This is a genomic window from uncultured Granulicatella sp., assembly GCF_938030755.1.
Lineage (GTDB): Bacteria > Bacillota > Bacilli > Lactobacillales > Aerococcaceae > Granulicatella.
On record NZ_CALHIF010000022.1, the window covers coordinates 49745 to 73829 of the forward strand.

A 24085-nucleotide genomic window follows, 5' to 3' on the forward strand; every position below is an offset into this window, starting at 1 on the left:
CAGTGTATGCTATTTTTGGTGGAAATGCAAGAGGATTTTGTTGAAAAAAGCCTTTATAGAGCTATTTTTGAAGGGTTATTGTCTTTGAATAAATCGCTCAAGTGCTTTCTGGAATTCCGGAGTGAGAGTGAAGTCGATTTTTGTCTCTTCAAGAGAGCAACCCATCTGCGTTAATGCTTGTAAGACGCGAATTTGTACCTCTTCAATCGTGAGGGAGAGTCCTAAGGCATCTTCAATATTCCACATGCTATCAGCGTTTACCGTTGGGAAATGCCATTTGGTTTCTTGGCCTTGGATGGCATGGTCATAAAAATCACGAACAACTTGACCGCGATAATGTTGGTCTCCAAACACACTTAAGTAAATGGACACACAAACCACGTCTTTTAACCTGCGTTGTGCAATGCCGGCAATTTTTCTTCCTTGAATGCTTAAATCATAATCGCCAGGACAATAGGAATCACTGACTTCAAATGCATTGATTCCACCTAATGCGCTAGCCTCAGGAAAGCTTTGTTGAATTAATTGCTGCATCCACTCGTACGCTCGATTGATAGTAGGCATTTGTTCGTTTTTGAAAAGAAGGCTAATATTTAAAATCCCTTCGTTACTAACGACAGCGAGGCCTCCTGCTTGGCGGACAATCGGAGTAAATCCATGTGAGCGAAGTTGATGTAAGCCTTCCTCTAGAAATGGGACTTTTGTATCGGTCATCCCAAGAATAATAATATCTTCTAGTGTCCAAAAGTGAACGAAAGGTCCCGTTTGCTCCTTCGTTAAATGTCGAATAATAGTTTCATCTAGAGCAAAAGGAGTCAAAATTTGTTCTAGTGAAGTGGTCTTTTCGATTTGAGTGGCGACCAGTTGAACGGTCTGGTGTTGAATCGGTGATGATGTCATAGTCTTCTCCTTTAGAGTTCTTCGTGTTTTATTATAACAAAAGTTCAGAATAGGGTCGTCCGATATGCCGTTTTTAAGCCGTTTCTTAGGAAATTATTAAGTAAAATTCAAGAATCTTAAAAATGACTAGCATAAATAGGAATTTTTTTATAGGATAAAGTTGAAAAAAGAACGAAAAGAGGGAATGCCCATGAAAATTTTAGTAGTAGATGATGATCGCGAAATCGTTGAACTATTAACCATTTATTTAAAAAATGAAAGCTATGAAATCGTAAAAGCATACGATGGAAAACAAGCTCTCGAAAAATTAAAAATGTATCCAGATATCGATATGATTATTTTGGATATTATGATGCCACGTCTAGACGGAATCTCAGTGGTACATGAAGTTCGTAAAGAAAATGCGCAATTACCAATTCTTTTATTAAGTGCGAAGTCTACAGACATCGATAAGATTCAAGGATTAACCAATGGGGCGGATGATTATGTGACTAAACCATTTAACCCACTAGAAGTGATTGCACGTGTGAAATCATTACTTCGCCGTTCGACCATTACTCAAGAAGGTCCAGCCAACGAAGAAATTACAATTGGACCATTAACGATCAAAAAAGAATCTCATCAAGTGACGACTTCTGATGGAAAAGAAATTCAATTAACGGTATTAGAATTTGGAATTTTATTCTTATTAGCGAGTCATCCAAACCGAGTATTTAGCGCTGATGAAATTTTTGAGACAGTATGGCAACAAGAAAGTATTGTTTCTACAAAAACAGTAATGGTACACGTAAGTCACTTGCGCGATAAAATTGCTGAAGCCACTGGAGGAGAAAAAGTCATCGAAACAGTATGGGGAGTAGGCTATAAAATTGAAGACAAATAAACAAAAGATTCTTCAAATTGGAAAAGCAAAAAATGAACCGACCATCCTCACGCTGACGCGTAAAGAAATCAGTGAACTAGTTTTAGAGGGGATTGTCACGCTCTGTGTAGTATTTCTACTCTATCTCGGCATCTTAGTGATGATTAGTCAGTTAGTGAATGAGCCGGGAATCATTTCGATTCAATTCTCAGCAAGAGAAGTCCTGCAAATTGGCACGGATCAAATATTGCTCTATAAAAATATCTTTACCATTACTTCCATTATTTTTGCGATTGCTTTTACCTATTGGAGATTAATGAGAAGATATCAACAAATGCAACTAAATCATATTTTAGATGAACTGCATTTGATTGCAGAGGGAAGATACGATAGACGGATTCCATTCCAGTTAAGTGGAGATATGGGACAAGTTGTCAATAGTATTAATCGACTGGTAGATTCGACGGTGAATGCTTTGGAAGAAGAACGTGCCATCGAAAAGTCAAAAGATGAATTGATTACAAACGTCTCACATGATATCCGAACGCCACTGACGTCCATCCTTGGATACTTAGGCTTGATTGTGAATCAGCCAAAGATTGATACGGATGATGCGAAGCGTTATGCAGAAATCGCATATTCAAAAGCCGAGCAAATGAAATTGCTGGTGGATGATTTGTTTGAATATACGACGAGTAGACCGAATGGTGCTCCGCTGCGACTGAACGATATTCCGATTGTGAATTTTCTGGAGCAAATTGCTGCGGACTTCGAACTAGAAGCCCAAAAACGTCATATGGCAATCGAAGTTTCCTCAGAAAACCGTGATGTGGTGCTGGAATTAGATGCTGAAAAAATGGTACGTGTGATCAACAATTTGTTATCGAATGCCATTAAATACGGGCATGAAAATTCAACGATCTTAATAGAAGTGTTGAAGAAAGAGGGCGTCATTACAATTGCGGTTAGAAATGAAGGCGATCCGATTTCAAAAGAAGTATTGGATCAACTCTTTACAAGGTTCTATCGTGCAGAAGGGTCTCGTTCAAAAGAGACAGGTGGAACAGGGTTAGGCTTAGCGATTGCAGAAAACATCGTGCATTCTCATGGAGGAATCATGTTTGCTGAGTCGGAAAACGGACAAACGAGTTTCTATGTCTGTCTGCCAACTGAAAATCAAAGCTCTTTAAAAGAAATGACAAATAACAAATAAACACCGAAAAGGATGGCTAAGTGCTTTCCTTTTCGGTTATTTTTATTCGCAAAAAAGGAAGATACTTGATACTATGACAAGAGACATTATGAGGGAGGATTCAAGATGAAACTAGCAACATGGAATGTGAATGGCATTCGTTCTGTTTTAAATAAAGGAGCGCTTCAAGAATATGTGTTAGAGAGCAATCCAGATATTTTATGCCTGCAAGAGACAAAAGCGCAACAAGACCAAGTAGAACTGGGAATGGAATTTAGTGAATATGAGGTATTCTTCAATTCAGCTGTGAAAAAAGGCTACTCAGGAACAGCCATCTTTACGAAAGAAAAACCGTTATCTGTAGAATACGGAATTGGAATAGAAGAGCATGACCAAGAAGGGCGTGTGATTACAGCGGAATACGAGAAGTTCTATTTAGTGACGGTGTATACTCCAAACGCTAAACGTGACTTATCTCGTCTCGAGTACCGCCAGGTGTGGGAAGATGACTTCCTTGCTTTTATCAAAAAATTAGAAGAAAAGAAGCCGGTAATTTTCTGTGGAGACTTAAATGTGGCTCATAAAGAAATCGACTTGGCTAATCCAAAAACAAATACGATGAATGCAGGCTTTACAAAAGAAGAACGTGCAAAATTTGATCAAGTCGTCAATAATGGCTTGGTGGATGCGTTCCGTTACTTGTATCCCGATACAGTGGGTGCCTACAGTTGGTGGAGTTACATGGGAGGAGCTCGTGCTCGAAATGTCGGATGGAGAATTGACTATTTTGTGATTTCACAACCACTAACAGCCCTCCTTCAAGAAGTAAAAATCCGAAGCGATGTCACCGGGAGCGATCATTGTCCTGTTGAAATGCAAATCAAATTGTAGAACATTTGTTCGTGTTATAGAAATTTGATACAATAGATGTATCAATTATAAAGAGGTATTCAAATGGCAAAAGACCATATTATCGTGCATGGAGCACGATCTCATAATTTAAAAAACATAGATGTGAGTATTCCTCGTGATCAATTTGTTGTGATTACAGGATTATCTGGTTCAGGGAAGAGTTCGTTAGCCTTCGACACTTTATACGCTGAAGGACAACGCCGTTATGTGGAGAGTCTGTCTGCGTATGCGCGTCAATTTTTAGGGCAAATGGACAAACCCGATGTAGATAGTATCGATGGCTTAAGTCCTGCGATTGCGATCGACCAAAAAACCACATCCAGAAACCCACGTTCAACAGTGGGAACGGTCACAGAAATTAATGATTATTTACGTTTATTATATGCGCGTGTTGGGAAACCAATCTGTCCAAATGATGGAACACCGATTGAAAGCCAATCTCTCGAGCAGATGGTCAATCGTGTGATGGAAATGCCCGAAAAAACAAAAATTCAAGTGCTTGCTCCTGTTGTGGTCCAAAAGAAAGGGGAGCATAAAAAAGTCTTTGAAAAAATTCAAAAAGATGGATATGTGCGTGTGCGCGTCGATGGCCAGATGCATGAAGTCACTGAAGAACTGAATTTAGAGAAGAACAAAAAGCATAATATCGAAATCGTCGTGGACCGTATCGTGGTGAGTGATAAGAGTCGCTCTCGTTTGTTCGATTCGATTGAAGCAGCCCTTCGTTTAGCGGAGGGGTATGCCATTGTCGATGTGATTGGTGGGGAAGAACATCTCTTTAGTGAACACCATTCATGTCCGATTTGTGGATTTACAGTAGGCGAATTAGAGCCACGTCTTTTCTCCTTTAATGCGCCATTTGGAGCTTGTCCGGAATGTGATGGCCTTGGATCAAAACTAGAAGTGGACTTAGAATTAATTGTTCCGGATAAGAGTTTGACATTGGAAGAAGGAGCGCTGGTTCCATGGAATCCTATTAGCTCCAACTACTATCCATCGATGCTCAGCCAATTTTGTGAGCAATTTAAGATTCCAATGAATATTCCGTTTGAAAAATTGACACAGTCACAAGTCAATATGGTGCTGTATGGTTCTGGAGATGCTACTTTCCAATTCCATCATGAAAATGAATTTGGTGGAGTTCGAGATGTGGAAATCCCATTTGAAGGCGTGGCAGTGAATGTGGAACGCCGCTATCGTGAAACCAATAGTGATTTTACAAGAGAACAAATGCGCCAATATATGACAGAATCCGCTTGTAAGACTTGTCATGGCTTCCGTTTAAATGAACAAGCCCTATCTGTCAAAGTAGGCGGAAAAAATATTAGTGAAGTCCTCTCTCTATCTGTGGATGATGAGATTGACTTCTTCAAAGACTTAAACTTATCGGAGACAGATGAGCAAATCGCAGCTCCAATCTTAAAAGAAGTGAGCTCTCGTTTGAAATTCTTACGCAATGTCGGCTTACAATACTTAACATTAAGCCGTGCTGCTGGAACTTTATCAGGGGGAGAAGCGCAACGAATTCGTTTAGCAACGCAAATCGGTTCTAATCTATCGGGAGTGCTCTATATTTTAGATGAGCCATCGATTGGACTTCACCAACGCGACAATGACCGCTTAATCGAGTCATTGAAGAGCATGCGAGACCTTGGAAATACCTTGATTGTGGTAGAACATGACGAAGACACGATGCGTGCAGCGGACTACTTAATTGATATTGGTCCAGGTGCGGGTGAATTCGGTGGCGAGATTATCGCTGCAGGAACTCCAAAAGAAGTGGAGAAGAATCCAAAATCACTCACCGGTCAATATTTAGCTGGCAAGAAATACATTCCAGTCCCAAGCGAACGCCGCAGGGAAGATAAGGGTTGGATCCACTTAAAAGGCGCTGCAGAAAATAACTTACGTGGCATCGATGTGGATGTGCCACTTGGACGCTTTGTGGCCGTTACAGGGGTATCGGGTTCTGGTAAGAGCTCACTTGTCAACAGCGTATTGAAGAAAGCTTTAGCGCGTGAGATTACACGTACGAAGGAAAAACCAGGGAAGTTCAAGAGCATTTCTGGATTTGAAAATCTCGATAAGATTATCGATATCGACCAAAGCCCAATCGGAAGAACCCCTCGAAGCAATCCAGCGACGTATACGGGTGTATTCGATGATATTCGTGATTTATTCGCAACCACAAATGAAGCGAAAATCCGCGGATATAAGAAAGGGCGCTTCAGTTTTAACGTGAAGGGTGGACGATGCGAATCTTGTAAAGGGGACGGCATTCTGAAAATCGAAATGCATTTCCTACCAGACGTATATGTGCCGTGTGAAGTTTGCCATGGAACGCGTTATAACTCTGAAACGCTCGAAGTGAAATACAAAGGAAAGAGTATCGCGGATATTCTTCAATTGACCGTTGATGAAGCGGTAGAATTCTTCCAAGCCGTACCAAAAATCAAACGCAAATTACAAACGATTAAGGATGTTGGACTTGGCTATGTCACACTTGGGCAATCTGCCACAACGCTCTCTGGAGGAGAAGCACAACGGATGAAGTTAGCCAGCGAACTCCAACGTGTTTCAACAGGAAATACGTTCTACGTGCTTGATGAACCAACGACAGGACTACATACGGATGATATCGCACGTCTGCTTGAAGTATTGAATCGTTTAGTAGAAGCTGGAAATACCGTGCTTGTCATCGAACATAACTTAGATGTGATTAAGACCGCTGACTATATCATTGATATGGGACCAGAAGGCGGTAGCGGTGGTGGTCTTGTCATTGCGACAGGCACGCCAGAAGAAGTGGCGAAAGATAAAAACAGTCACACAGGTCGTTATTTAAAACGCGCTTTAGAAGCAGCCGACTCTCATAACAAGAAGTAGAAAATTGCTAGAAGAGATAGTTTGAAGAAGTTAGTTATGCTATACTCAACATAGATCATTTCTCAGGGGGAAACTTGAATGAACATGAAAGAATTAGTCGGCAAGAAAGCCGCAGAATATGTAGAAAGTGGAATGACGGTTGGATTAGGAACTGGTTCGACAGCCTACTATTTTGTGGAAGAAATCGGTCGCCGAGTAAAAGAAGAAGGACTTGAAATCGTGGGAGTAACGACTTCTTTAGCAACGAAGAAACAAGCAGAAGCGCTTGGAATTCCATTGAAGAGCGTGGATGAAGTGGATTATATCGACGTCACAATCGATGGCGCAGACGAAATCGCTCCTGATTTTTCAGGAATCAAAGGGGGCGGCGGTGCGTTATTATTCGAAAAAATCGTTGCCGAGCAATCAAAGAGTGTCATCTGGATTGTAGACGAATCAAAAATGGTCGACTACTTAGGTCGTTTCCCATTACCAGTCGAAGTGGTGCCTTATGGTTCAGAACAATTATTCAAACGTTTTGAAGCGCTAGGATACAAACCAACGTTCCGCGAACGCGACGGAGAACGCTACTTAACCGATAGCAAAAACTACATTATCGACTTGGATGTCTATCCAATTAAAGACCCAATCGCATTTGGAGAAAAAATCAAAGGCATGACAGGTGTGGTAGAGCAAGGACTCTTCACAAACATGACAGATATCGTGCTTGTAGGAACTCCTGATGGGGTTGTCGTAAAACAATTCTAAAAAATAACCGCTTAGAGTCAGCATGGATGCGTGATTCTAAGCGGTTTTTGATCGGAGTAAACCGTGTCGAATTGCACACGGTTAATTTTAAAGGATGATGCACTTTTTCAATTTGTGTTCGAAAATCAAGGCGGAGTGTGCTATACTAGTAAAGATTTAGTATTGAAAGGATCTGATAAAATGTCATCATTCATGGAAAAAAGAAAAGGATTGCTGTGTACATTTGCTATAGCGGTTGTCTCAGTCATGCTCGATAAGCTATTCCCAATCATCGGGAGTGCGGTATTTGCTATTATTTTAGGGATGGTCTTGAACCAATTTTGGAAAATTCCAAGTGATTTTAGACCGGGAATCAATTATTCAGCGAAAAAATTATTAAATTACTCTATTATCGCACTAGGATTTACAATGTCATTTGCGCAAGTGAGCCAAACAGGTGCTTCATCATTCCCAGTGTCGATTGTGACCATCTTGATTGCGTTTCTAACAGCGCTACTTGTAGGAAATTTCTTCAAATTGTCTCGTCCGCTGAAGATTCTTGTTGGATTTGGGACTGCGATTTGCGGGGGCTCTGCGATTGCGGCAGCTTCACCGATTATTAAAGCAGAAGATGATGAGGTCGCGTTGTCGATTTCAACTATTTTCCTATTCAACGTCGTCGCGGTATTCCTATTCCCGTTTTTAGGGCACTTGATGAACATGGACGCGTCGCAATTCGGACTTTTCGCAGGAACAGCAATTAACGATACATCAAGCGTGGTCGCAGCCGGTGCCAGTTATAGTGCGGAAGCCCTAGAAATCGCGACAATCGTAAAACTTACTCGTGCGTTGATGATTGTTCCAGCGTGTCTGGTATTATCATTCATCGAAGCACGTCGCATGAAACAAGAAGGACAAAGCGTTCAATGGAAGAAAATCGTGCCAATGTTTATCATCTGGTTTATGGTCGCTTCCATCATTACAAGTGTGGGATTATTCCCAAGTTTCCTTGTACCGTATGCAAAATTAGCGTCTAACTGGTTGATGGCGATGGCATTAGCAGGTATCGGAATGCAAGTATCCTTCCAACACTTCAAAGAAGCAGGGGCAAAACCAATCTTAACCGGTTTAGCTACTTGGTTTATGGTGACTGTCACTAGCTTAATCATGCAGTACTTCGTTTTATAGAAAGGACGCGGTATGAAAAGATTATTGGGACTCGGGTTTTGGATTAGTGCCTTGTACTTTTTCTTATATACGAAAATTCCAGCGCTACAAGCCTTCGTGAATACACCAGTAGGGCCGTATGTGCATGTCGCGATGGTTGTTTTACTCATCGTGGGGATTTTCTTCTACGTACTGCGCATTATCCATTACTTATTTTTCCCATAGAAATAGAAAACAGCTTAGGCATTGCCTAAGCTGTTTTTGTTTTTAACGTTGTGCAAGATGTTTCCAATCAATCCCGCGGGCATCACACCAGTTTTGGATGTTTGGTGCGACCACGATAGGAGCTTGTTGGAGACTAGAAATACTATCCGCACCGACAAGCGTTAAGATCGTTGTCAGTTGCTCTTTCCATGTTTGAACAGTAGTAATGGCGTCTGGAAGGGAGTCGTCTTTCCGTACGAGATGCAACATTTCACCAGACAATCCGACAAGGCTAGCTCCTAGAGCGAAGCATTTGGCCATGTCGAGTGGCGTCTTCACACCGCCGGAAGCGATGATTGGGGTGCGGCTTCCTTGGGCTTCCATGAGCGATGTCAAGGTCGTTTGCCCCCAGTCTTCTAGGAAATCGAGTTTATCTTCTTTGCGACGGCCGTTTTCGATTTTGGCAAAATTCGTACCGCCTGTACCGCTAATATCGATTGCAGCAACTCCGATACTCTCTAGTTGCGCGATGGCTTCACGGCTAAATCCGAATCCGACTTCTTTGACGATAACGGGAACGTCACTCGCTTTGACAATTTCTTCGATGTTTTTAAGCCAGTTGCTAAAGACGCGGTCTCCTTCTGGCATCACGAGTTCTTGTGCACGGTTGACGTGAATTTGAATGGCGTTTGCTTCGATGATGTCGACAGCGCGTTTAGCGGCCTCAGCATCGTAATGTGCCCCAAGGTTTGCGAAGAGGATTCCATTTGGATTTTCTTGGCGAATCACCTTGAAGCTTTCCACACTTTCAGGAAACTTCATCGCGATGCTCATCGAACCTGTCGCCATTGCCATGCCTGTTTCACGAGCCAAGATGGCTAAGCGCTGGTTTAACGCAGTCGTGAGTGGGCTACCACCCGTGATGGCGTTGATGAAGAATGGAACGTCAAAGGTTAGTCCAGCAAGCTTGGTCTGAAGTGACACATCTGCCACATCAACGGTTGTGAAGGGATGATGCACAAAGCGTGTTTCCACAAACTCGGGAGCGCTCGCTGCACGATATTGCTGGTTTGCATGACCTACATGTTCGTCCTTTCGATTCATTTGTTGTTGAAATAAATCCATCATTAATCTCCTTTACCAGGCTTCGGCGATAGAAAGCGGAAGCACTTGAATTTGAGCCTTGGCCCATTGAGTTTCAATTTGTTGTCTTTGAGTTTCGTTTTGTGTAAAACAAATGCCGCAGTCGCCACCACCAGCGCCAGATGTTTTTGCACAGGCACCATTTTGTTCAGCGATGTCGCAGAGTGTTTGTAGTGCTGGCGTTTCGATTTCCAGCTGCATCACTTGTGCAAATTCATTTAAGAGTGCACGGTTCGCACGGATGCCTTCCTGTAAGGCAGCGATGTCTTGTTGGCTCCAAGCGTTTTGTAGACCTTGAACGATGGCGTAACTTTTTGCAAGAAATTCTTTGTAAGAGGCGCTATCGGTTGCCACTTTCCGTTTTTTCTCAGTGGCTTGAATGAGTGAATCTGTGATAGCGACTTGTCCTGTCCATCCTACTAAGAGGGTGAAGTTTGGGATTTCTGGAAGGGGCAGGGTGGTGAGGTCTTTCCAGACAGCATCACAAATGTTTTTAATAGTTTTATTTTGTAATTGTTCGAGTAAATCGCTTCGGTCCGGGCTAGTGTAATACACCATTCCTCTAAAAGAAGAGGCGGCGATATCGCCAAAAGATCCACGTTGGGATAAGCGGAGATTCGTTAACACACTCAGTTTATAGACGAGTAGTGGAGTGCGTGGAGTCTCGTAGAAATCAAGAACGGCTTGAATCGTTGCGACCACAACGGCACCACTCGAACCGAGTCCGTATTTAATACCACGCTTAGCGTCATCGAGCTCACTCGTGATCGAAAGCGAGTAGAGGGTGTTTGTATGTTTCCCAGTTTCTCGAACATATTGTTCTGCGACCAGAATCGCTTCTTCGACTAGTTTATAGGGATGCTCTCCTTTTGCACGGAATAGTTCCCCTTCGCGAGTCCATTCCACAACGATGTCTGAATTTTGCGTAGAGGTTAAACTTCCTACACTACTAGCTTCGTTGATTGTGACGATTAAGTAGCGCGACACAGCTGCAATAATGGCACCGTGTCCGGGTTCGACAACCGCATATTCTCCTGCAATAAAGAGTTTACCGGGAGCTTTTGAAGTAATCGTCACGCGCTCACTTCCCTTCAAAAGTCGCACGAGAAGCGTTCCATTCGTCTTCTGTCAATGTACGAATGCCTTCTCCTGGAAGCGTAGGAATGAGTTTTTCACTCGGGAATACTTTGCCAAGCTCTTCCAGAATCGCAGGTATATCACTCGCCTTGCAGATGACTTTAACGTTTGGACCAGCATCCATCGTGAAGTAGGCCGGAATGCCTCGTTTTTCTCGAATCGTGCGAATGGTTTGTTGGGCGATAATACTCTCCGGTTCGAAATAACAGAATGGAGGATTGCTTGCCAGCATCGTAGCGTGCATTTTCATGCCGTTAAATTCCGCAATAGAGCCGATACGATGAATGTCGCGGTCCTTGATGGCCTCTTTAATGTCGGCTAAATCGGTTGCCGCAGAAGTGACCCAACCTTCATAAAATGGTGAAGTAGAAACAGTCAATTCCATGCCAGCACGACTTGAAATCTTCTTCTCGGCCGCACTCACGACGATAATAATCATCCCGATGTCAAACTTCGCATCGTCCACGGGAATCGCCATACTGTTCTCGTTGGAGTCTCCTTTATTCCATTCGACAAATCCGCCAAATAAACTACGAGTAGCGCTGCCACTTCCACGACGCGCGTAAGTCGATAGTTTTTGAGCAGGCATGTTAAGACCGGTTGCCTCGTTCATCGCCCCAGCAAGTGCCGCAAAGGCGGAAGCAGAGCTCGCAAGACCTGCTGCAGTTGGGACAAAATTCAAGCTCTCGACGCGAGCACGACGCGAGTCTCCCGTTTCAGCGCGGAACAAGTCTAAGAAGCGCGTGATTTTAGCGGTCGCCGCTTCGTCTTGTTTGGCGCCATTGAGATAGAACTCGTCTTCCGTTAACGTATCGCTGAGTTCGACTTTTGTATCGGTATAAAAGGCTTCAAGGGTTAAAGAGAGGCTACTATTCATCGGAATGAAAAGTTCTTTATTTTCTTTTCCCCAATATTTAATCAGTGCGATATTCGTATGCGCACGCGTCATTCCAATCGATGTGGTCATTAGCTCTTCTCCTTTTTGGCGAGCGACTGAATCCAGACCGCTTGCGCTCCTTTTTTCATGAATTGTTCTTGTAAATGAAGGGCGTCGTTCTCTGTAGCTACAAGGGCAATCATACAACCGCCTAGGCCACCACCTGTGACTTTTGCCCCGAGTGCATGGTTTTCGTGGGCCGTACTGACGAGGGCTTCAATGATATCATGAGAAACCCCTAATTTTTTCAGACGATCGTGATTAGAAGTCATTAGCTGGCCGAGCTTTAGAGGATCTTTGGTTTCGATGGCGGTCTTTGTATCTTGTACGATGGCGCCAATCGATTGCACCGCGTCTGAACCTGTTTCGTTAGTGGTAGGGTCGATGATGCGTTCTTGCAAAGTACTTACATGATGGACCGCTTGCTTTGTATTCCCGGTCACACCTGAATCTGCGATGACGAGATACGCTGGCATATCGAGTTCAAGCGTCTGAAGTTCTTGTTCCTTTTGGAAAAAGACCGGACGAGTGCCACTCGTTGTAGCTGTATCGACACCGCTTGGATTGCCATGCGAAATGGTTTCCGCGCCTTGAACGATGTCCCATAAAGTGGCATCGGATAAAGACGTATTAAAAAAATCAAAAATGGCACGCACGACCGCAACGCTTACTGCAGCACTGGATCCCATGCCTCTTTCAGCTGGAATCGTTGACTCGATGGAGAGGACAAAAGCATGACTCGTGACTTCTTTTGAAGAGGCGAGTAAAAATGCTTTTTGAATCGCAAACTGCAATCCTGCCATTGAAGCAGGCATGCCTTGAAGGTCCCCTGAGTATAGCTCGCATTCGATTGTTTGCCCTTTGATTGCAGTGACGATATCGGCTTTCACAAACACCGCATTAATGGGTAGTGCAATAGCTGGTTTATGGTAGACGACGGCATGTTCACCGGCTAAAATGATTTTTCCATTGGCAAGACCTGTTCCCTTTTGTAGTTTCATACGACATCCCTTTCTTCGTTTTCATTCACATTCTACTAGATTCGTTCCCCTTCGTAAACAAGCATGCTGATTTCATGGGAAAAACTTAAGATTATAAAGAAACGAATCATAGAAACAGTGTGCTACTTATGGTACAATTCAAGAATAGTAAACCTGTAACTGAAGGAGACGAATCCGTTGAGAGAAAACGAGACGTATTATCAGATTCAAAGAAGTGAGTGGAGCCAATATAAAGGCATGCATCCATTCACGATGACAAGCGCTGAGTTACAGCACTTAACGTCACTAAATGACCGCATTTCCCTACAAGACGTGCAAGAAGTGTATGTGCCGATGCTGGATTATTTTGATGTATACTTTAAAAAACATATTGAATTACATACTGAGGAGCAACAGTTTCTGAATCAACAGAAGAAGACTGTGCCGTTTATTATCGGGGTTTCTGGGAGTGTAGCCGTTGGGAAGAGTACGACTGCCCGCTTGATGCAAACGATGCTGCAACAACGCTACCCGGATAAACGCGTGTTTCTAATGACGACAGACGGATTCTTACTACCGACTCAGGAGCTGATTAATCGCGGAATCTTAGATCGTAAAGGGTTCCCGGAAAGTTACGACATGGAAGCTCTCGTTCATTTTTTACTCGAAGTGAAGACTGGAAATCCAAGCGTGGATGCACCGGTGTATTCGCATGAGATTTACGATATTGTGCCAGGAGAAGTGCAGACAATTGAATCGCCCGACATCTTGATTGTTGAGGGGATTAATGTGTTACAACTACCGCCAAATCGTGAAATTTACGTGAGTGATTTCTTCGACTGGTCGATTTTCGTAGATGCCGATGCAACACTGATTGAGCAATGGTACTTGGAGCGTTTCGAATTGTTGATGGACCGTGCGAAATCTCAGCCGGATAACTATTACTATCAATATGCGATTGGGAATCGTGCGGATGCGATTGCGATGGCGAAAGATGTGTGGAAGAAGACTAACCTGAAGAACCTTAAGGACTACATCTTACCAACGAAAACCCGCGCCGACTTCATCCTACATAAAACAGTGGGACATCACATAGATTTTGTGCAAATTAAAAAATATTAGGATACGAGACCGAACGCTCAGAAATGGAACGTTGGACCGGAACAACGCAAGGGACTCGGAACGAGTCGTGCGGATGTTTCGGGAAACGCACGCCATTTCTGCGAGGTTGACTTCGACTATTTGTACAAAGTCATATTTCTCTGTTTTTGTAGGTGAAGCGGTACGGGATTCTTAGTAAGAGTACGGGGAATCGTAAGAAAGAGTACATCTGTAATTGCTATAAAAATTGGTATAAAAAGCTAAAAATACTGTTTAAAACGCGAGATAGTAGTGGTAAAATGTAGGTGTAAAATTGTAGCTTGTAGTATGGTTTCTTTAACAATGAGGTGAGAACATGTACTTAAAAAGTGATCAAGAAAAACATCAAAAAATACCGACTTATGGAGCAGCGCTTTACCTATTCATAACTATCCTTGTGCTGAATTTGACTGGTTTACTGCTGAGTCAGTCAGTGCTCCAGAGTGGACTATTAAAGGGTGAATACAAAGATTTGTTTTATCTGATAGGCATTCTCTTAATGCTCGTTGCAGCGAGAATTCAGTGGCTCAGCGGGGTGAAATCAGGTGTTAGCACGAGCATCCAAAGCAATGAACTCAAAACGACTGGAATTTATGAGCGCACTCGCAATCCAATTTACTTTTCGTGGTGGCTCAGCAGCATCGGGATTACCCTAACCATGCATAATATGTGGTTGCTGATTCTGATTCCGATTCAGTGGGTGTTATTAACCGTCGTGATTCGTATTACCGATGAAAAATGGCTCTACGAACTGCACGGAGAAGCCTATAAGGACTATTGCGCGAGAGTGAATCGATGGATTCCGATTAAGAAAATTAAGTAACCAAACTAAACATATTTGTAGAAACTAGCCAGTAGCATGTCTATTGGCTAGTTTTTTGTACCTTAATTAAATATGAAAAATATGGGTAAATTTCTAGGAAATACAGTATACTGTAAACAATATTTTGTGAGTGATAGAAAAGTAGATTGGATTGAGGCAGGGAGAATAATTATGGTTGAAATAAAAGTTGACTTATCAGGGGAAGGCAAAATTTCTACAGGATTATCAGTAGGAGTGAATCATTAAGAAGTGTCTCAAATATTGTAAAAGATAATCGTACAACTGTGGCGGGTAATAATGAAGCTAGTCGAGTGATTGATCAATCAAAAATGGTATCTGAAAAGATTGCTCAGGTTATTGCGGATATGTCGAAAAATCTTAATAGCGTAACAAAAGAATTCAAAGCTGTAGATGATAAAATAGGAAATGAATTTATAAAGACGGAGTTTACATTAAATGGATGAAATGAGTCAAAGAAAAGAAAAATTATCATCCGAAATGAAACAGATTAAAATAGAAGCGAAAGAAAACGCTGTTCGAAAAGATGAGTTTTTGGAATTCTCAAAACAATCACAGATATTTTTAGAAAAAATGACGGTATATCTGAAAGAGTCTAGAGATAGCAAACGAGTTGAGAACTTAATGGAGGAACAAAAGCAGCTTAACCAAGTAGTCAAAAAGCAATTAGCAGACATTGAAAATGAACTAGAATTCAAACGGAAAAAGCTTTTACTAGAAAAAGAAGAATTCGATCGATTACATCATAAAAAGGAGGATTTGAATGAGCATTGATATGTATCTTGGAGATTCTGATAGGCAAAATCAGAGTGTTAGCTCAATTATAAAATCAAGAAGTAACCATTATAATAACTTACAAGGGACCTTGGTCCAGTTCAGTAATTCCTCTCCTTTTTTATCTGGAGTTACTTACGACTCTGCGAAAAACTATTCCCTGAAAATTTTAATACCACTTATTAAAGCAGGTATGTTATTGGATGAAGCTGTTAAAGAAAGCTGTGAAGCATTTACTAAAAAATATCGAGAAGAAGTAGACACGGTTGATCTACGAGAATCAGAACTTTTGGATAAAATTAATCGCGTTGAAATTTTTGCGAATCAAGCAAGAAATCTGATGTCATTAGAGTTTAGAAATGAGCATCCTAATGCAACTTATTTAAGAAATTTACAACGTATTGAAGACAATCATCTAGAGACCAAACGATTGTTTGAGGAAAAACTAGCGAAATTAAGAGCTTTTAATAGCAACTCAAGGGCAGTGTTTGCTAAAGCAGATGAACTTTATCAATTGGTTCAAAAAGGAATTAATGAAGCAACTCATTCATGGAGTGAAGTTGGTCGTAGTTATCTATTAAATGAAAAATCCATAGAAACATGGATGGAATCAATCAATCAACATTGGATAAACTCTTCATATTATTTGGCTCAAATGGCCGAAATTATGAAAAAAGGGTTAAATATGTCTGAGGACGAGGTTGAAAGGTTAAAAAGCTATTTGGAAGAGCATCCTAATGTTGCTTTTTATAATGAAGGTATCAATTTGATACAACAATATCAAATAGTCAAGTGGGCTATTGATAAATTTATTATTTTTGGCTGGACTACAGTAGAAGAAGTAATCAATAGTTTATTAAAGCAACTAAATACTGCAATTCCTCAAGGTTTGAAGTATTTTAATTTCTCTATGAATAGCCATATATTTAAGGATATTAGTATTACTTTTGACGCTAGTAAATATACATCAGATCTTGTAAAGTATATGTTGAAAAACATAGGGAAGGGATTTGTTCGTGAAGTAGATATTTCTATTGCAAATGTGGCAAAAAGTTTAGGATATTATGTTGGAGACAATGTAGGAAGAGTTTTTACGTATAGTATCTCGTGGCTCAAATCTGTATTTATAGGGATTGACGTGTATCTAAATTCCTTAGAGGAAAAAATAGGAACAGCGATAGTTCACACGATGACTACAGCAACATTGACGAATTTAGGAGTTAATTTAATAAAAGCGGGTATTTCTTGGATATCAAATGCGGCTATGACACCTGAAATTCTGCTTACTGCAACTAAATATTTAGCAACACATCCTGTAGGATGGAGTATTTTAGCAGGTTTTCTAGTTACTTCATTAGTGGAGAATGCTTATAGAAATAACTATCTAAAAATGAAGGATCATGTTGATTCGATTGGAAAAGGAATTACTGATTTTTTTGATGCTATCGGTAATTCTGTTGAAAATAATTTACAAAATTTAATTTATAGTTTTGGGTGGTAATAAATGAATAAATTAACTTTTAAAGATTCGATGTCTACGTGTCACAAAATCGTGACGGACTCAAATGGGAAAAGATACATCATGGACACGAGTACACTTACACCAAATGTCCATGGTTTTGGGATTATTCCAAAGCAAGTGAGTGTAGAAATGGTGGAGTTTGGCCATCACGATCAGAATTTTGAATTTAAAACTAAACCGTCACCTAAGTTTCTAGGTGTGGCAGCCGTAACACAACCGTTAACGACGATACTCTTCAAGGTGCTAGAGGGTGTTTTCTTGAAGTACAATATTCATCAACAAGTACTTTTGAAGTGGATAATGTTTGGGGTGTCGATTGCGCTCGCATTTATTCTTGCAAAAGTCTATATTAAGTTGGCTCAAAAGAAAGTCGCAGATAGGGTTTCGCCGAATGCTAAACGATATATTGCTAAATTTACCTACTGGAAGAAGAGAGACTACTCAAACTGGTTTATGATTCTTCTAATAGCCATTATTTTCTATTTCTTTTTAAAATCTACTAACGGAACAGAAGGCATTCTTTTAGTTCCTATCACAATATTAGCGCATCTTCTTTTTGTTTTTTGGCTAGGGATGGCTCCAATCGACCAAAACTATAATCGAAAGAGAATGCAGCTTGTATCAATAAAAGAAAAAATATAAAAAAGTTTAAACAACCGTATTAGGATCGATGGTTTATAATTATAGCGAGAAGATGTAAACTCGTTTTCATGATAGTGCTAGGCGTAGCAGTTATGATATTTTCTAATTAAATAAAACGGTTTCGTACTAAGAGGAGACTATTTTAATTACCTGTTTAAGTTACAGATATATTTTTAAGTTTGACATTTTACTGTAAGATGCTCTCTATAACTTTTATTAATTATCGAGGAGGTTAAATAATGAATGAAGTATTACCAATTGGATCTATTATCTATTTAAAAGAAGGTCAGCAAAAAGTGATGATTTTAAGTAGAGGTTGCCAATTACAACAAGATAACGAAGTTGTATTTTTTGGATATTCAGGAGCTGCATATCCTGTTGGATTAAATCCGGAACAGATCTTCTACTTTAATCAAGAAGACATTGATAAAGTAGTATTTCATGGATATACAGATTTGGATGAAGAACGTTTTGTAGAATTATATAAAAAATGGTTTGAAGAAAACAAAGCGAATTTAAAAATAGGAAAAACACATTAATAGAAATAACATTGATATACGTCATGAAATATTCATTTATATATTGCTAAATATTTATGAATATGCTACTATCGACGTATAAATGTAACAAAAATTTAATTTTAAGGAGTTCAAGATTATGGGACAAATTAGAGTATCACCAGAAACGTTACAAACACGTGCACGTGAATATAATAAAGCTTCAAACGAAGTGAATAGCATTTTATCAAACTTAACTGGTTTACAACAAACATTGGCATCAGAATGGGAAGGTCAAGCTTTCCAAGGTTTTGATCGTCAATTCAATGAACTAAAACCAAAAGTAAGAGAATTCGCTGAATTATTAGAACAAATCAATTTACAATTAGTAAGTGCTGCTCGTGCGATGGAAGAACACGACCAAGCATTATCTCAAAAATTTGGCTTAAATTAATGGATAGACCATCTATCCTTGAAGGTGGGAGAAGATCCCACCTTTTTCTATTTAAAAAATAATAAGGGAGAAGATTATGAAACATAAAAAAGTGTTCCTATTTTCAGGGGTTCTTTTAGTATTAGTATTGTTATTAGCTCTAGCTGGGATTGTAAAGCCACAAAACACTTCTAGAACATCGTCCACTCAAGAACATTCATCTGCAAAAAATGATGTTTCGATAGCTATCGTGAATGAAGACAGTGGGACGACATACAATGGAGATCAAGTGTCAATGGCCAATGTCCTCATTGACTCATTTGCCAAAACAACTCCTTATAAAGTGGAAACTGTTTCTCGCTCAACAGCAGAAAAAGGATTAGAAAACGGTAATTACCAGGTGATGGTGATTATGCCAAGTCATTTTTCTCAAGACGCACTTTCTTTAGAAGAGACCGCACCAAAACGCGCATTGTTTCAATATAAAGTTAATGCGGATAAGCAAGTGTTAGTGAAACAGGCGGAACAAGCAGTATCTGATTTGAAGCAAGCATTTAATCAGGATATGATTCGAATCTATTTTAGTAGTGTCATTGCTAATTTAAAGACTGCTCAGAATCAGGTGATGGGAGTTGTTAAAAATCAAGGAGATACAGTAAGCCAGTTCGAAGATACCCTTTTGAATCCTTTGACACAGTATTCTCAACAATTCACAGGATTATCCAATTCTTCGAAAAATGCAACAGAAGTAATGGAGAACTTTAATACCGTCATCCAAAATACGAATACTTCTTTTACACAAATTATTTCTGTTAATAAGACTTACGATGAAGAAATCGCTAGAATTAAGCAACTTCAAGACGCTTGGACACAGTCTGTTTTAAAACGTGAAAATGAATTAGCGGTATATGATAAAGGAATTTCTAGTTTGACAGTGAATGATCCTTTAAAGGTTATGCAAGATATTAATTCCAAAGATTTACCAAGTTTGAATAATAGCCAAGATTTAACAAAGATTCTAGAGAATTCTAATCAGCTAAATCAACGCTTAAACGATTTTCTTACAGATATCAAAAAGAGAAATGAAGAAATTAGCACTTATTTATCAACTACTTACAAAGAAAAGATTAAACAAGCTGTAGCGGAATCGTTGTCAGATAATAGTAATCAAACGAAAAAGACATTAGGTTTAATGGTATCAGAGCTTCGTAACAATATTGACAAACAAGTCATTTCTAGCGCAAAGCAGATTTCACTTTACGATGATGCTACGATTGACCGGATGGCTTTACCAGAAGCAGATAAGCAATTTTTGAAAAATACGGTTCATTTTGTTCAAAAAGTTAATCCTAGTGCGACCGTTCAAACGAGTCGTAAGGATGAGTTTGTAAATACGAAACAGAATGAAATCAAGAATAAGCCAATCTCTGGAGCAATGACAATCAGTGAAATCGCTGGAAAAGTGAAAAAAATAGTATTTACAGTGGATAGTCACTATACCTTACAAAGCCTAACGATTGATGGGCAAAATGTTTCATTTACTCAGAATGGGGCATCCGTTGAGGTAACTTCAGGATTCAATTCTTCTGCAAAACAATTAAGAGTTGCGTATGAGTTGAAACATAAAAATGAGTCGATTTCAGAAACTGGATGGTTCGCTCCAATTGCTTCGAATGTTAAGGTGATAACAGAAGAATCGATCGCTCACTTGAGTGATGCTCAAAAACAAGCATTGTTGAGCAATGTTTCTAAACTCAATGAAAGTATTAAACAATCCAATAAAGTTATTCAGGCTTTTAATACGTATCAAGAATCTGGGGCAGCAACTCCGCAAAAATTCAACTCATTAAATGCTTTAGATGAAAATAGTGTGACTGTAAATGCTAGCGAACAAGCCATTCAAAGAATCTATTCGGAGAGTGATACGAGAACAGTATTTACGGATTCTAAGCAGTTTTTAGGGGAGATTTCTTCAGCTGTATTTAATGATGTTAAATCATACCTTGAGTTTGCTGGACAGGTGAAGGCGGTCTATGGAGTTGAATTATATTCCAATAGACAGGCAGATCCAAAACAACCAGCTTCGGATTCTTTATATGCACAGTTAGCGTTAGATAGACTGGATGAAGTGTTAGTTGATTTAGTAACGAATACTCTTACGAATGATGTAAAAGATAAATTAGTAATTCCATCAGAATTTACAACGGAAACAAGTGCATTATCAACAGATGTTCAGGCTTTAAAAAATAATATAGACGCCTATCAAAAATTAATGAGGGATGTCAACGCAGAATTAACAAAGGCTGTAGCACAAACTCAAAAAGTTAAAGAAACTCTTGAAAGTAAACCGATTTTTGTAGATTCTGAAAAACGAGATAACACGGATTTAACGAATGTGGGATTAGCGATTAACAAAGATTTAGCTACACTAATGCAGGCTAGTCGTTCGTTAATGGATAACACGAAGAATCATCAGCAAATTGCGACCACTATTCGTCAAGAATATAATCGATTAAATGAAGATGTGAAATCGCTAGAGAATAAAGGGACTGAGTATAAAAATTCCGTAGCAACAATGGATGAAGTGATGGCAAAAGAGTATGAATCAAACAGTTCATTCTTAAAAGAATTTACTCAAGTAATGTCAAATACTCAGTCAGGAAATACGGCTAATACGGTAGTATATGACTATTTGTCACATCCAGTAGATGGTTCAATGGCGGATGTTCGTTCTTCTAGCAATTCTCGTCAACAAACTGATAACAGAACGGGTGTATTAATGGTGCTGATTATTGCTGTAATGACCTTAGCGTTTGTCTATATGTTACAACATGGTAATTGGCAAATTCTCGAAACTAACAAGTACCTATCGAATCAACCTACAGTTAACTTCCTACCGTTAGCGTTGTTAGCCGGTATCGGAGCACTTATCGGACTATTTGTAAGTGTTGTGGTAGGGATGAAGTTGAACCTTCCAGCAGACCAATTATTTGTACTCTGCGGTGTGTCCCTTGTTATTGGTGTAAGTATCATATTTATGCATCATGCACTGATGACATGGTTAAAAGCTTATGGCTTATTAGTAAGTTTAGCTTTTGTTGTAATCTATGTAATTTCACTAGGGCAATTGTTTGATACGTACTATGGTAGTGTTTCGCCACTCTTAACGTATCTCACACCATTTATATCTGCAGAAGAAATGCTGCATACGGTTATTAATCAACAACCTACCTCATGGATTTCAGTTCTTATTATTTCTCTTGTTGGAATTTTAGGATTTGTAGGTAGTATGTTATTTTATAGAAAAAATAATCAAACAATAAAGGAGTAGACAATGAAAATAATCAGTCGAGTGCTATTGTTAACACTTGGCATGATAGTTGTCCTCACGGGCAAAGTTTGGGCAGAAACAGGGTCATTAAAAATTAATGTTGATGTACCTGTCACACCACAAGTAACAGAGAAGACATATTTTGAACAAGACGTTTTGTTAAAACAACTGTTTGATGCCTCTTTGTCTCAAATGATTTCAAAACAACAGGCAGAAGAGTCATTATCTGGAACAGAAGATAATACTCTTCTTTTTTTATCGACAACCCCACAAAAATTAAATCCAATAGATACTACTCAATTCTTTCTTACACAGAGCACAGCATCTCCTTCTAAAGGAGTGACATTACGGCCTCCTCAAAAAGAGTCACCGTGGTTTGTGATAGCGTTCATTGGTTTGGGATTTTTGGTTAGTGGTGTTTCGGTTTATCAATTTTTGAAGAAAAGGAAAACTCATCATGCGTAATACCTATATTAATATCACATTGAATTTAGAAAAGTTTGCCTATGGGAAATATGATCTTCGAATCCCAGTAGGAATAAGTATGAAGGAATTATTAAATATTGTGAAGGATGCCTATCAGTTAGCGTTTGAGGTTAATACTCCAAGTGTCCGCATTCATGAAAAAGGAATTGTATTAACAGCTTTACAAAGAATTGAAGATGTGAACTATTTACATGACGGAATCCAACTGATGGTTGAAACATTATAGAAAGCGAGCGAACGAAATTGAAAACTCTTGAAGTAACGAAAGAAGAATTTAAAGGCAATATTGCATTGGCTTTAACATTATTAGAAGTGAGCATTCCAGAAGCAGTATCTCTACAAATTGAAGAAACAGAAAGCGCCTATCTGTTTCATGCTGAAACAGATATCGTTCAAGATTATGGTGTAGTATATCAACTTCCTTTAGAAGAACAACTACGGTATCTAATGAATATTGGTCACTTGTTTGAAGCACTAAAAACAAGTGCCTACACGTATTCTTTAACCCCTGATAATCTTGTGTTCACTCAAAATGGGATTGCGAAACTCATCTTCCGTGGGGTCAAAGGTCAAGTTCCTCCCTATGAAGAAATAACGGGAGCAACTTTCTTAAAACATTATAAATCTATGATTATTTCTGTCTTAGATACAAAAGCAAAGTATGAAGAACTCGCACAAGGCAAACTCGAATTTTATAAAGGACATAAATTTACTGAGAGTATCCTCTCTGCAGAAACCATAGAGGAGGTTGTAAGTTTACTAAATGAGCACTTGGAGTATGAAAAGCAACGCGTGGCAAAAGAAATGGTGCGTGTCCCTCGTAAGAGATTATTCACATGGAAATTAACAGGGATTCTATTTGGAGTATTATCGGTAATCTTTGCCAGTCTTTTAGGATATCACATGTTCGTGACTCAACCACAACAGCAAACGATTGCGAATGTACGCTTATCCTTTATCCAAAAAGACTATTCTAAGGTAGTATCTTCCGTTAAAAATATGGATAGTAAAAGCTTATCGCCAGAAGACAAGTATATCGTTGCGTACTCTGTAATAATGACCGAACCGTTAACGGACGCTCAAAAAACAATGCTAGGGAAAATTACGACTCAAACGAATGAAGACTATCTACGTTATTGGGTTCTTATCGGTCAGAATAAGATTGATGAAGCAATGGATATTGCGAGTTATTTAGATGATCCGCAATTATTAATGTACGGTTTGACGAAGAAAATCGATGATATCCAACGAGATCCAAGTTTAACTTCTGAAAAAAGAACGGAAGAAATTAATCGTTATAAAGGTAAGTTAGAAGAACTCAAAAAACAATATTTACCAACACAACAAAAAACGAAAGAAAACTAACACGGAGG

General features: G+C 39.6%; 24 protein-coding genes. 19 read left to right on the forward strand and 5 right to left on the reverse strand.

Annotation, left to right across the window (positions count from 1 at the left end):
• Positions 1-75 precede the first annotated feature (75 nt).
• Positions 76-900 carry a lipoate--protein ligase family protein gene (locus tag Q0594_RS02485; RefSeq protein WP_298729447.1) on the reverse strand — a complete coding sequence of 275 codons (825 nt, stop codon included), beginning with the start codon at positions 898-900 and terminating at the stop codon, positions 76-78.
• A gap of 190 nt (positions 901-1090) precedes the next feature.
• On the opposite strand from Q0594_RS02485, the gene Q0594_RS02490 reads away from it, so the two are divergent.
• The 7 genes from Q0594_RS02490 (at position 1091) to Q0594_RS02520 (ending at position 8870) form a co-directional block, all read left to right on the forward strand.
• Positions 1091-1783, forward strand: a complete 693-nt coding sequence (locus tag Q0594_RS02490; RefSeq protein WP_039849301.1) for a response regulator transcription factor — start codon at positions 1091-1093, stop codon at positions 1781-1783.
• Entirely contained in the window at positions 1770-2975 is a 1206-nt protein-coding gene (locus Q0594_RS02495) for an ATP-binding protein (RefSeq protein ID WP_298729448.1), read from the forward strand. Before Q0594_RS02490 ends, Q0594_RS02495 begins: the two co-directional genes overlap by 14 nt.
• A 105-nt stretch (positions 2976-3080) precedes the next feature.
• Positions 3081-3845, forward strand: a complete 765-nt coding sequence (locus Q0594_RS02500) for an exodeoxyribonuclease III (RefSeq protein ID WP_298729449.1) — start codon at positions 3081-3083, stop codon at positions 3843-3845.
• A gap of 63 nt (positions 3846-3908) precedes the next feature.
• Positions 3909-6752 (forward strand): excinuclease ABC subunit UvrA, encoded by a 2844-nt coding sequence (gene uvrA / locus Q0594_RS02505; RefSeq protein WP_298729450.1) that lies wholly within the window; start codon positions 3909-3911, stop codon positions 6750-6752.
• 78 nt (positions 6753-6830) lie between these two features.
• A complete protein-coding gene (gene rpiA, locus Q0594_RS02510) occupies positions 6831-7499 on the forward strand; it encodes a ribose-5-phosphate isomerase RpiA (protein ID WP_048783754.1) in 669 nt (222 codons plus the stop codon).
• A gap of 180 nt (positions 7500-7679) precedes the next feature.
• A complete protein-coding gene (locus tag Q0594_RS02515; RefSeq protein ID WP_298729451.1) occupies positions 7680-8666 on the forward strand; it encodes a YeiH family protein in 987 nt (328 codons plus the stop codon).
• Between the two features lie 12 nt (positions 8667-8678).
• A complete protein-coding gene (locus Q0594_RS02520) occupies positions 8679-8870 on the forward strand; it encodes a pyrimidine-nucleoside phosphorylase (RefSeq protein ID WP_298729452.1) in 192 nt (63 codons plus the stop codon).
• Between the two features lie 42 nt (positions 8871-8912).
• On the opposite strand, the gene fni is transcribed toward Q0594_RS02520, so the two are convergent.
• The 4 genes from fni to mvk are packed head-to-tail and all read right to left on the reverse strand — an operon-like array spanning position 8913 to position 13067.
• Positions 8913-9977 (reverse strand): type 2 isopentenyl-diphosphate Delta-isomerase, encoded by a 1065-nt coding sequence (fni, locus tag Q0594_RS02525; protein ID WP_298729453.1) that lies wholly within the window; start codon positions 9975-9977, stop codon positions 8913-8915.
• 9 nt (positions 9978-9986) lie between these two features.
• Complete coding sequence (locus tag Q0594_RS02530; protein ID WP_298729454.1) at positions 9987-11069, reverse strand: phosphomevalonate kinase; 1083 nt, start codon at positions 11067-11069, stop codon at positions 9987-9989.
• 4 nt (positions 11070-11073) lie between these two features.
• On the reverse strand, positions 11074-12096 hold the full coding sequence (gene mvaD / locus Q0594_RS02535) for a diphosphomevalonate decarboxylase (protein WP_298729468.1): 1023 nt from the start codon (positions 12094-12096) through the stop codon (positions 11074-11076).
• Positions 12096-13067, reverse strand: coding sequence for a mevalonate kinase (gene mvk / locus Q0594_RS02540; RefSeq protein ID WP_298729455.1), 972 nt, complete (start codon positions 13065-13067; stop codon positions 12096-12098). The genes mvaD and mvk overlap by 1 nt, the downstream gene beginning before the upstream one ends.
• Before the next feature lie 177 nt (positions 13068-13244).
• Between mvk and coaA the strand changes: the two genes are divergently transcribed.
• The 12 genes from coaA to essB all read left to right on the forward strand — a co-directional run bounded on the left by coaA (position 13245) and on the right by essB (position 24077).
• A complete protein-coding gene (gene coaA / locus Q0594_RS02545) occupies positions 13245-14168 on the forward strand; it encodes a type I pantothenate kinase (RefSeq protein WP_298729456.1) in 924 nt (307 codons plus the stop codon).
• Positions 14169-14502: 334 nt separating this feature from the next.
• The gene (locus tag Q0594_RS02550; protein WP_298729457.1) at positions 14503-15009 is read left to right on the forward strand and encodes an isoprenylcysteine carboxylmethyltransferase family protein; all 507 of its coding nucleotides are present in this window, start codon (positions 14503-14505) and stop codon (positions 15007-15009) included.
• Between the two features lie 224 nt (positions 15010-15233).
• Positions 15234-15473, forward strand: coding sequence for a TIGR04197 family type VII secretion effector (locus tag Q0594_RS02555; RefSeq protein ID WP_298729469.1), 240 nt, complete (start codon positions 15234-15236; stop codon positions 15471-15473).
• Complete coding sequence (locus tag Q0594_RS02560) at positions 15466-15801, forward strand: hypothetical protein (protein ID WP_298729458.1); 336 nt, start codon at positions 15466-15468, stop codon at positions 15799-15801. Before Q0594_RS02555 ends, Q0594_RS02560 begins: the two co-directional genes overlap by 8 nt.
• Positions 15791-17302 (forward strand): hypothetical protein, encoded by a 1512-nt coding sequence (locus tag Q0594_RS02565; protein ID WP_298729459.1) that lies wholly within the window; start codon positions 15791-15793, stop codon positions 17300-17302. The genes Q0594_RS02560 and Q0594_RS02565 overlap by 11 nt, the downstream gene beginning before the upstream one ends.
• 3 nt (positions 17303-17305) lie before the next feature.
• Positions 17306-17965 (forward strand): hypothetical protein, encoded by a 660-nt coding sequence (locus tag Q0594_RS02570; protein WP_298729460.1) that lies wholly within the window; start codon positions 17306-17308, stop codon positions 17963-17965.
• 239 nt (positions 17966-18204) lie between these two features.
• On the forward strand, positions 18205-18504 hold the full coding sequence (locus Q0594_RS02575) for a DUF4176 domain-containing protein (RefSeq protein WP_298729461.1): 300 nt from the start codon (positions 18205-18207) through the stop codon (positions 18502-18504).
• Positions 18505-18622: 118 nt separating this feature from the next.
• Complete coding sequence (locus tag Q0594_RS02580; protein ID WP_005606495.1) at positions 18623-18916, forward strand: WXG100 family type VII secretion target; 294 nt, start codon at positions 18623-18625, stop codon at positions 18914-18916.
• 76 nt (positions 18917-18992) lie between these two features.
• Positions 18993-22226, forward strand: coding sequence for a type VII secretion protein EsaA (gene esaA / locus Q0594_RS02585; protein ID WP_298729462.1), 3234 nt, complete (start codon positions 18993-18995; stop codon positions 22224-22226).
• 3 nt (positions 22227-22229) lie between these two features.
• Positions 22230-22691, forward strand: a complete 462-nt coding sequence (locus tag Q0594_RS02590) for a hypothetical protein (protein WP_298729463.1) — start codon at positions 22230-22232, stop codon at positions 22689-22691.
• On the forward strand, positions 22684-22938 hold the full coding sequence (locus tag Q0594_RS02595) for a hypothetical protein (RefSeq protein ID WP_070436927.1): 255 nt from the start codon (positions 22684-22686) through the stop codon (positions 22936-22938). Before Q0594_RS02590 ends, Q0594_RS02595 begins: the two co-directional genes overlap by 8 nt.
• Positions 22939-22955: 17 nt before the next feature.
• Complete coding sequence (essB, locus tag Q0594_RS02600; protein WP_298729464.1) at positions 22956-24077, forward strand: type VII secretion protein EssB; 1122 nt, start codon at positions 22956-22958, stop codon at positions 24075-24077.
• Positions 24078-24085: the final 8 nt, after the last annotated feature.

What these genes read in the sequence shown, in the direction of transcription:
- Q0594_RS02485 (WP_298729447.1), bottom strand. Translation starts at nt 900, where the DNA reads ATGACATCATCACCGATTCAACACCAGACCGTTCAACTGGTCGCCACT.
- Q0594_RS02490 (WP_039849301.1), top strand. Translation starts at nt 1,091, where the DNA reads ATGAAAATTTTAGTAGTAGATGATGATCGCGAAATCGTTGAACTATTA.
- Q0594_RS02500 (WP_298729449.1), top strand. Translation starts at nt 3,081, where the DNA reads ATGAAACTAGCAACATGGAATGTGAATGGCATTCGTTCTGTTTTAAAT.
- uvrA (WP_298729450.1), top strand. Translation starts at nt 3,909, where the DNA reads ATGGCAAAAGACCATATTATCGTGCATGGAGCACGATCTCATAATTTA.
- rpiA (WP_048783754.1), top strand. Translation starts at nt 6,831, where the DNA reads ATGAACATGAAAGAATTAGTCGGCAAGAAAGCCGCAGAATATGTAGAA.
- Q0594_RS02515 (WP_298729451.1), top strand. Translation starts at nt 7,680, where the DNA reads ATGTCATCATTCATGGAAAAAAGAAAAGGATTGCTGTGTACATTTGCT.
- Q0594_RS02520 (WP_298729452.1), top strand. Translation starts at nt 8,679, where the DNA reads ATGAAAAGATTATTGGGACTCGGGTTTTGGATTAGTGCCTTGTACTTT.
- fni (WP_298729453.1), bottom strand. Translation starts at nt 9,977, where the DNA reads ATGATGGATTTATTTCAACAACAAATGAATCGAAAGGACGAACATGTA.
- mvaD (WP_298729468.1), bottom strand. Translation starts at nt 12,096, where the DNA reads ATGACCACATCGATTGGAATGACGCGTGCGCATACGAATATCGCACTG.
- mvk (WP_298729455.1), bottom strand. Translation starts at nt 13,067, where the DNA reads ATGAAACTACAAAAGGGAACAGGTCTTGCCAATGGAAAAATCATTTTA.
- Q0594_RS02550 (WP_298729457.1), top strand. Translation starts at nt 14,503, where the DNA reads ATGTACTTAAAAAGTGATCAAGAAAAACATCAAAAAATACCGACTTAT.
- Q0594_RS02560 (WP_298729458.1), top strand. Translation starts at nt 15,466, where the DNA reads ATGGATGAAATGAGTCAAAGAAAAGAAAAATTATCATCCGAAATGAAA.
- Q0594_RS02565 (WP_298729459.1), top strand. Translation starts at nt 15,791, where the DNA reads ATGAGCATTGATATGTATCTTGGAGATTCTGATAGGCAAAATCAGAGT.
- Q0594_RS02570 (WP_298729460.1), top strand. Translation starts at nt 17,306, where the DNA reads ATGAATAAATTAACTTTTAAAGATTCGATGTCTACGTGTCACAAAATC.
- Q0594_RS02575 (WP_298729461.1), top strand. Translation starts at nt 18,205, where the DNA reads ATGAATGAAGTATTACCAATTGGATCTATTATCTATTTAAAAGAAGGT.
- Q0594_RS02580 (WP_005606495.1), top strand. Translation starts at nt 18,623, where the DNA reads ATGGGACAAATTAGAGTATCACCAGAAACGTTACAAACACGTGCACGT.
- esaA (WP_298729462.1), top strand. Translation starts at nt 18,993, where the DNA reads ATGAAACATAAAAAAGTGTTCCTATTTTCAGGGGTTCTTTTAGTATTA.
- Q0594_RS02590 (WP_298729463.1), top strand. Translation starts at nt 22,230, where the DNA reads ATGAAAATAATCAGTCGAGTGCTATTGTTAACACTTGGCATGATAGTT.
- Q0594_RS02595 (WP_070436927.1), top strand. Translation starts at nt 22,684, where the DNA reads ATGCGTAATACCTATATTAATATCACATTGAATTTAGAAAAGTTTGCC.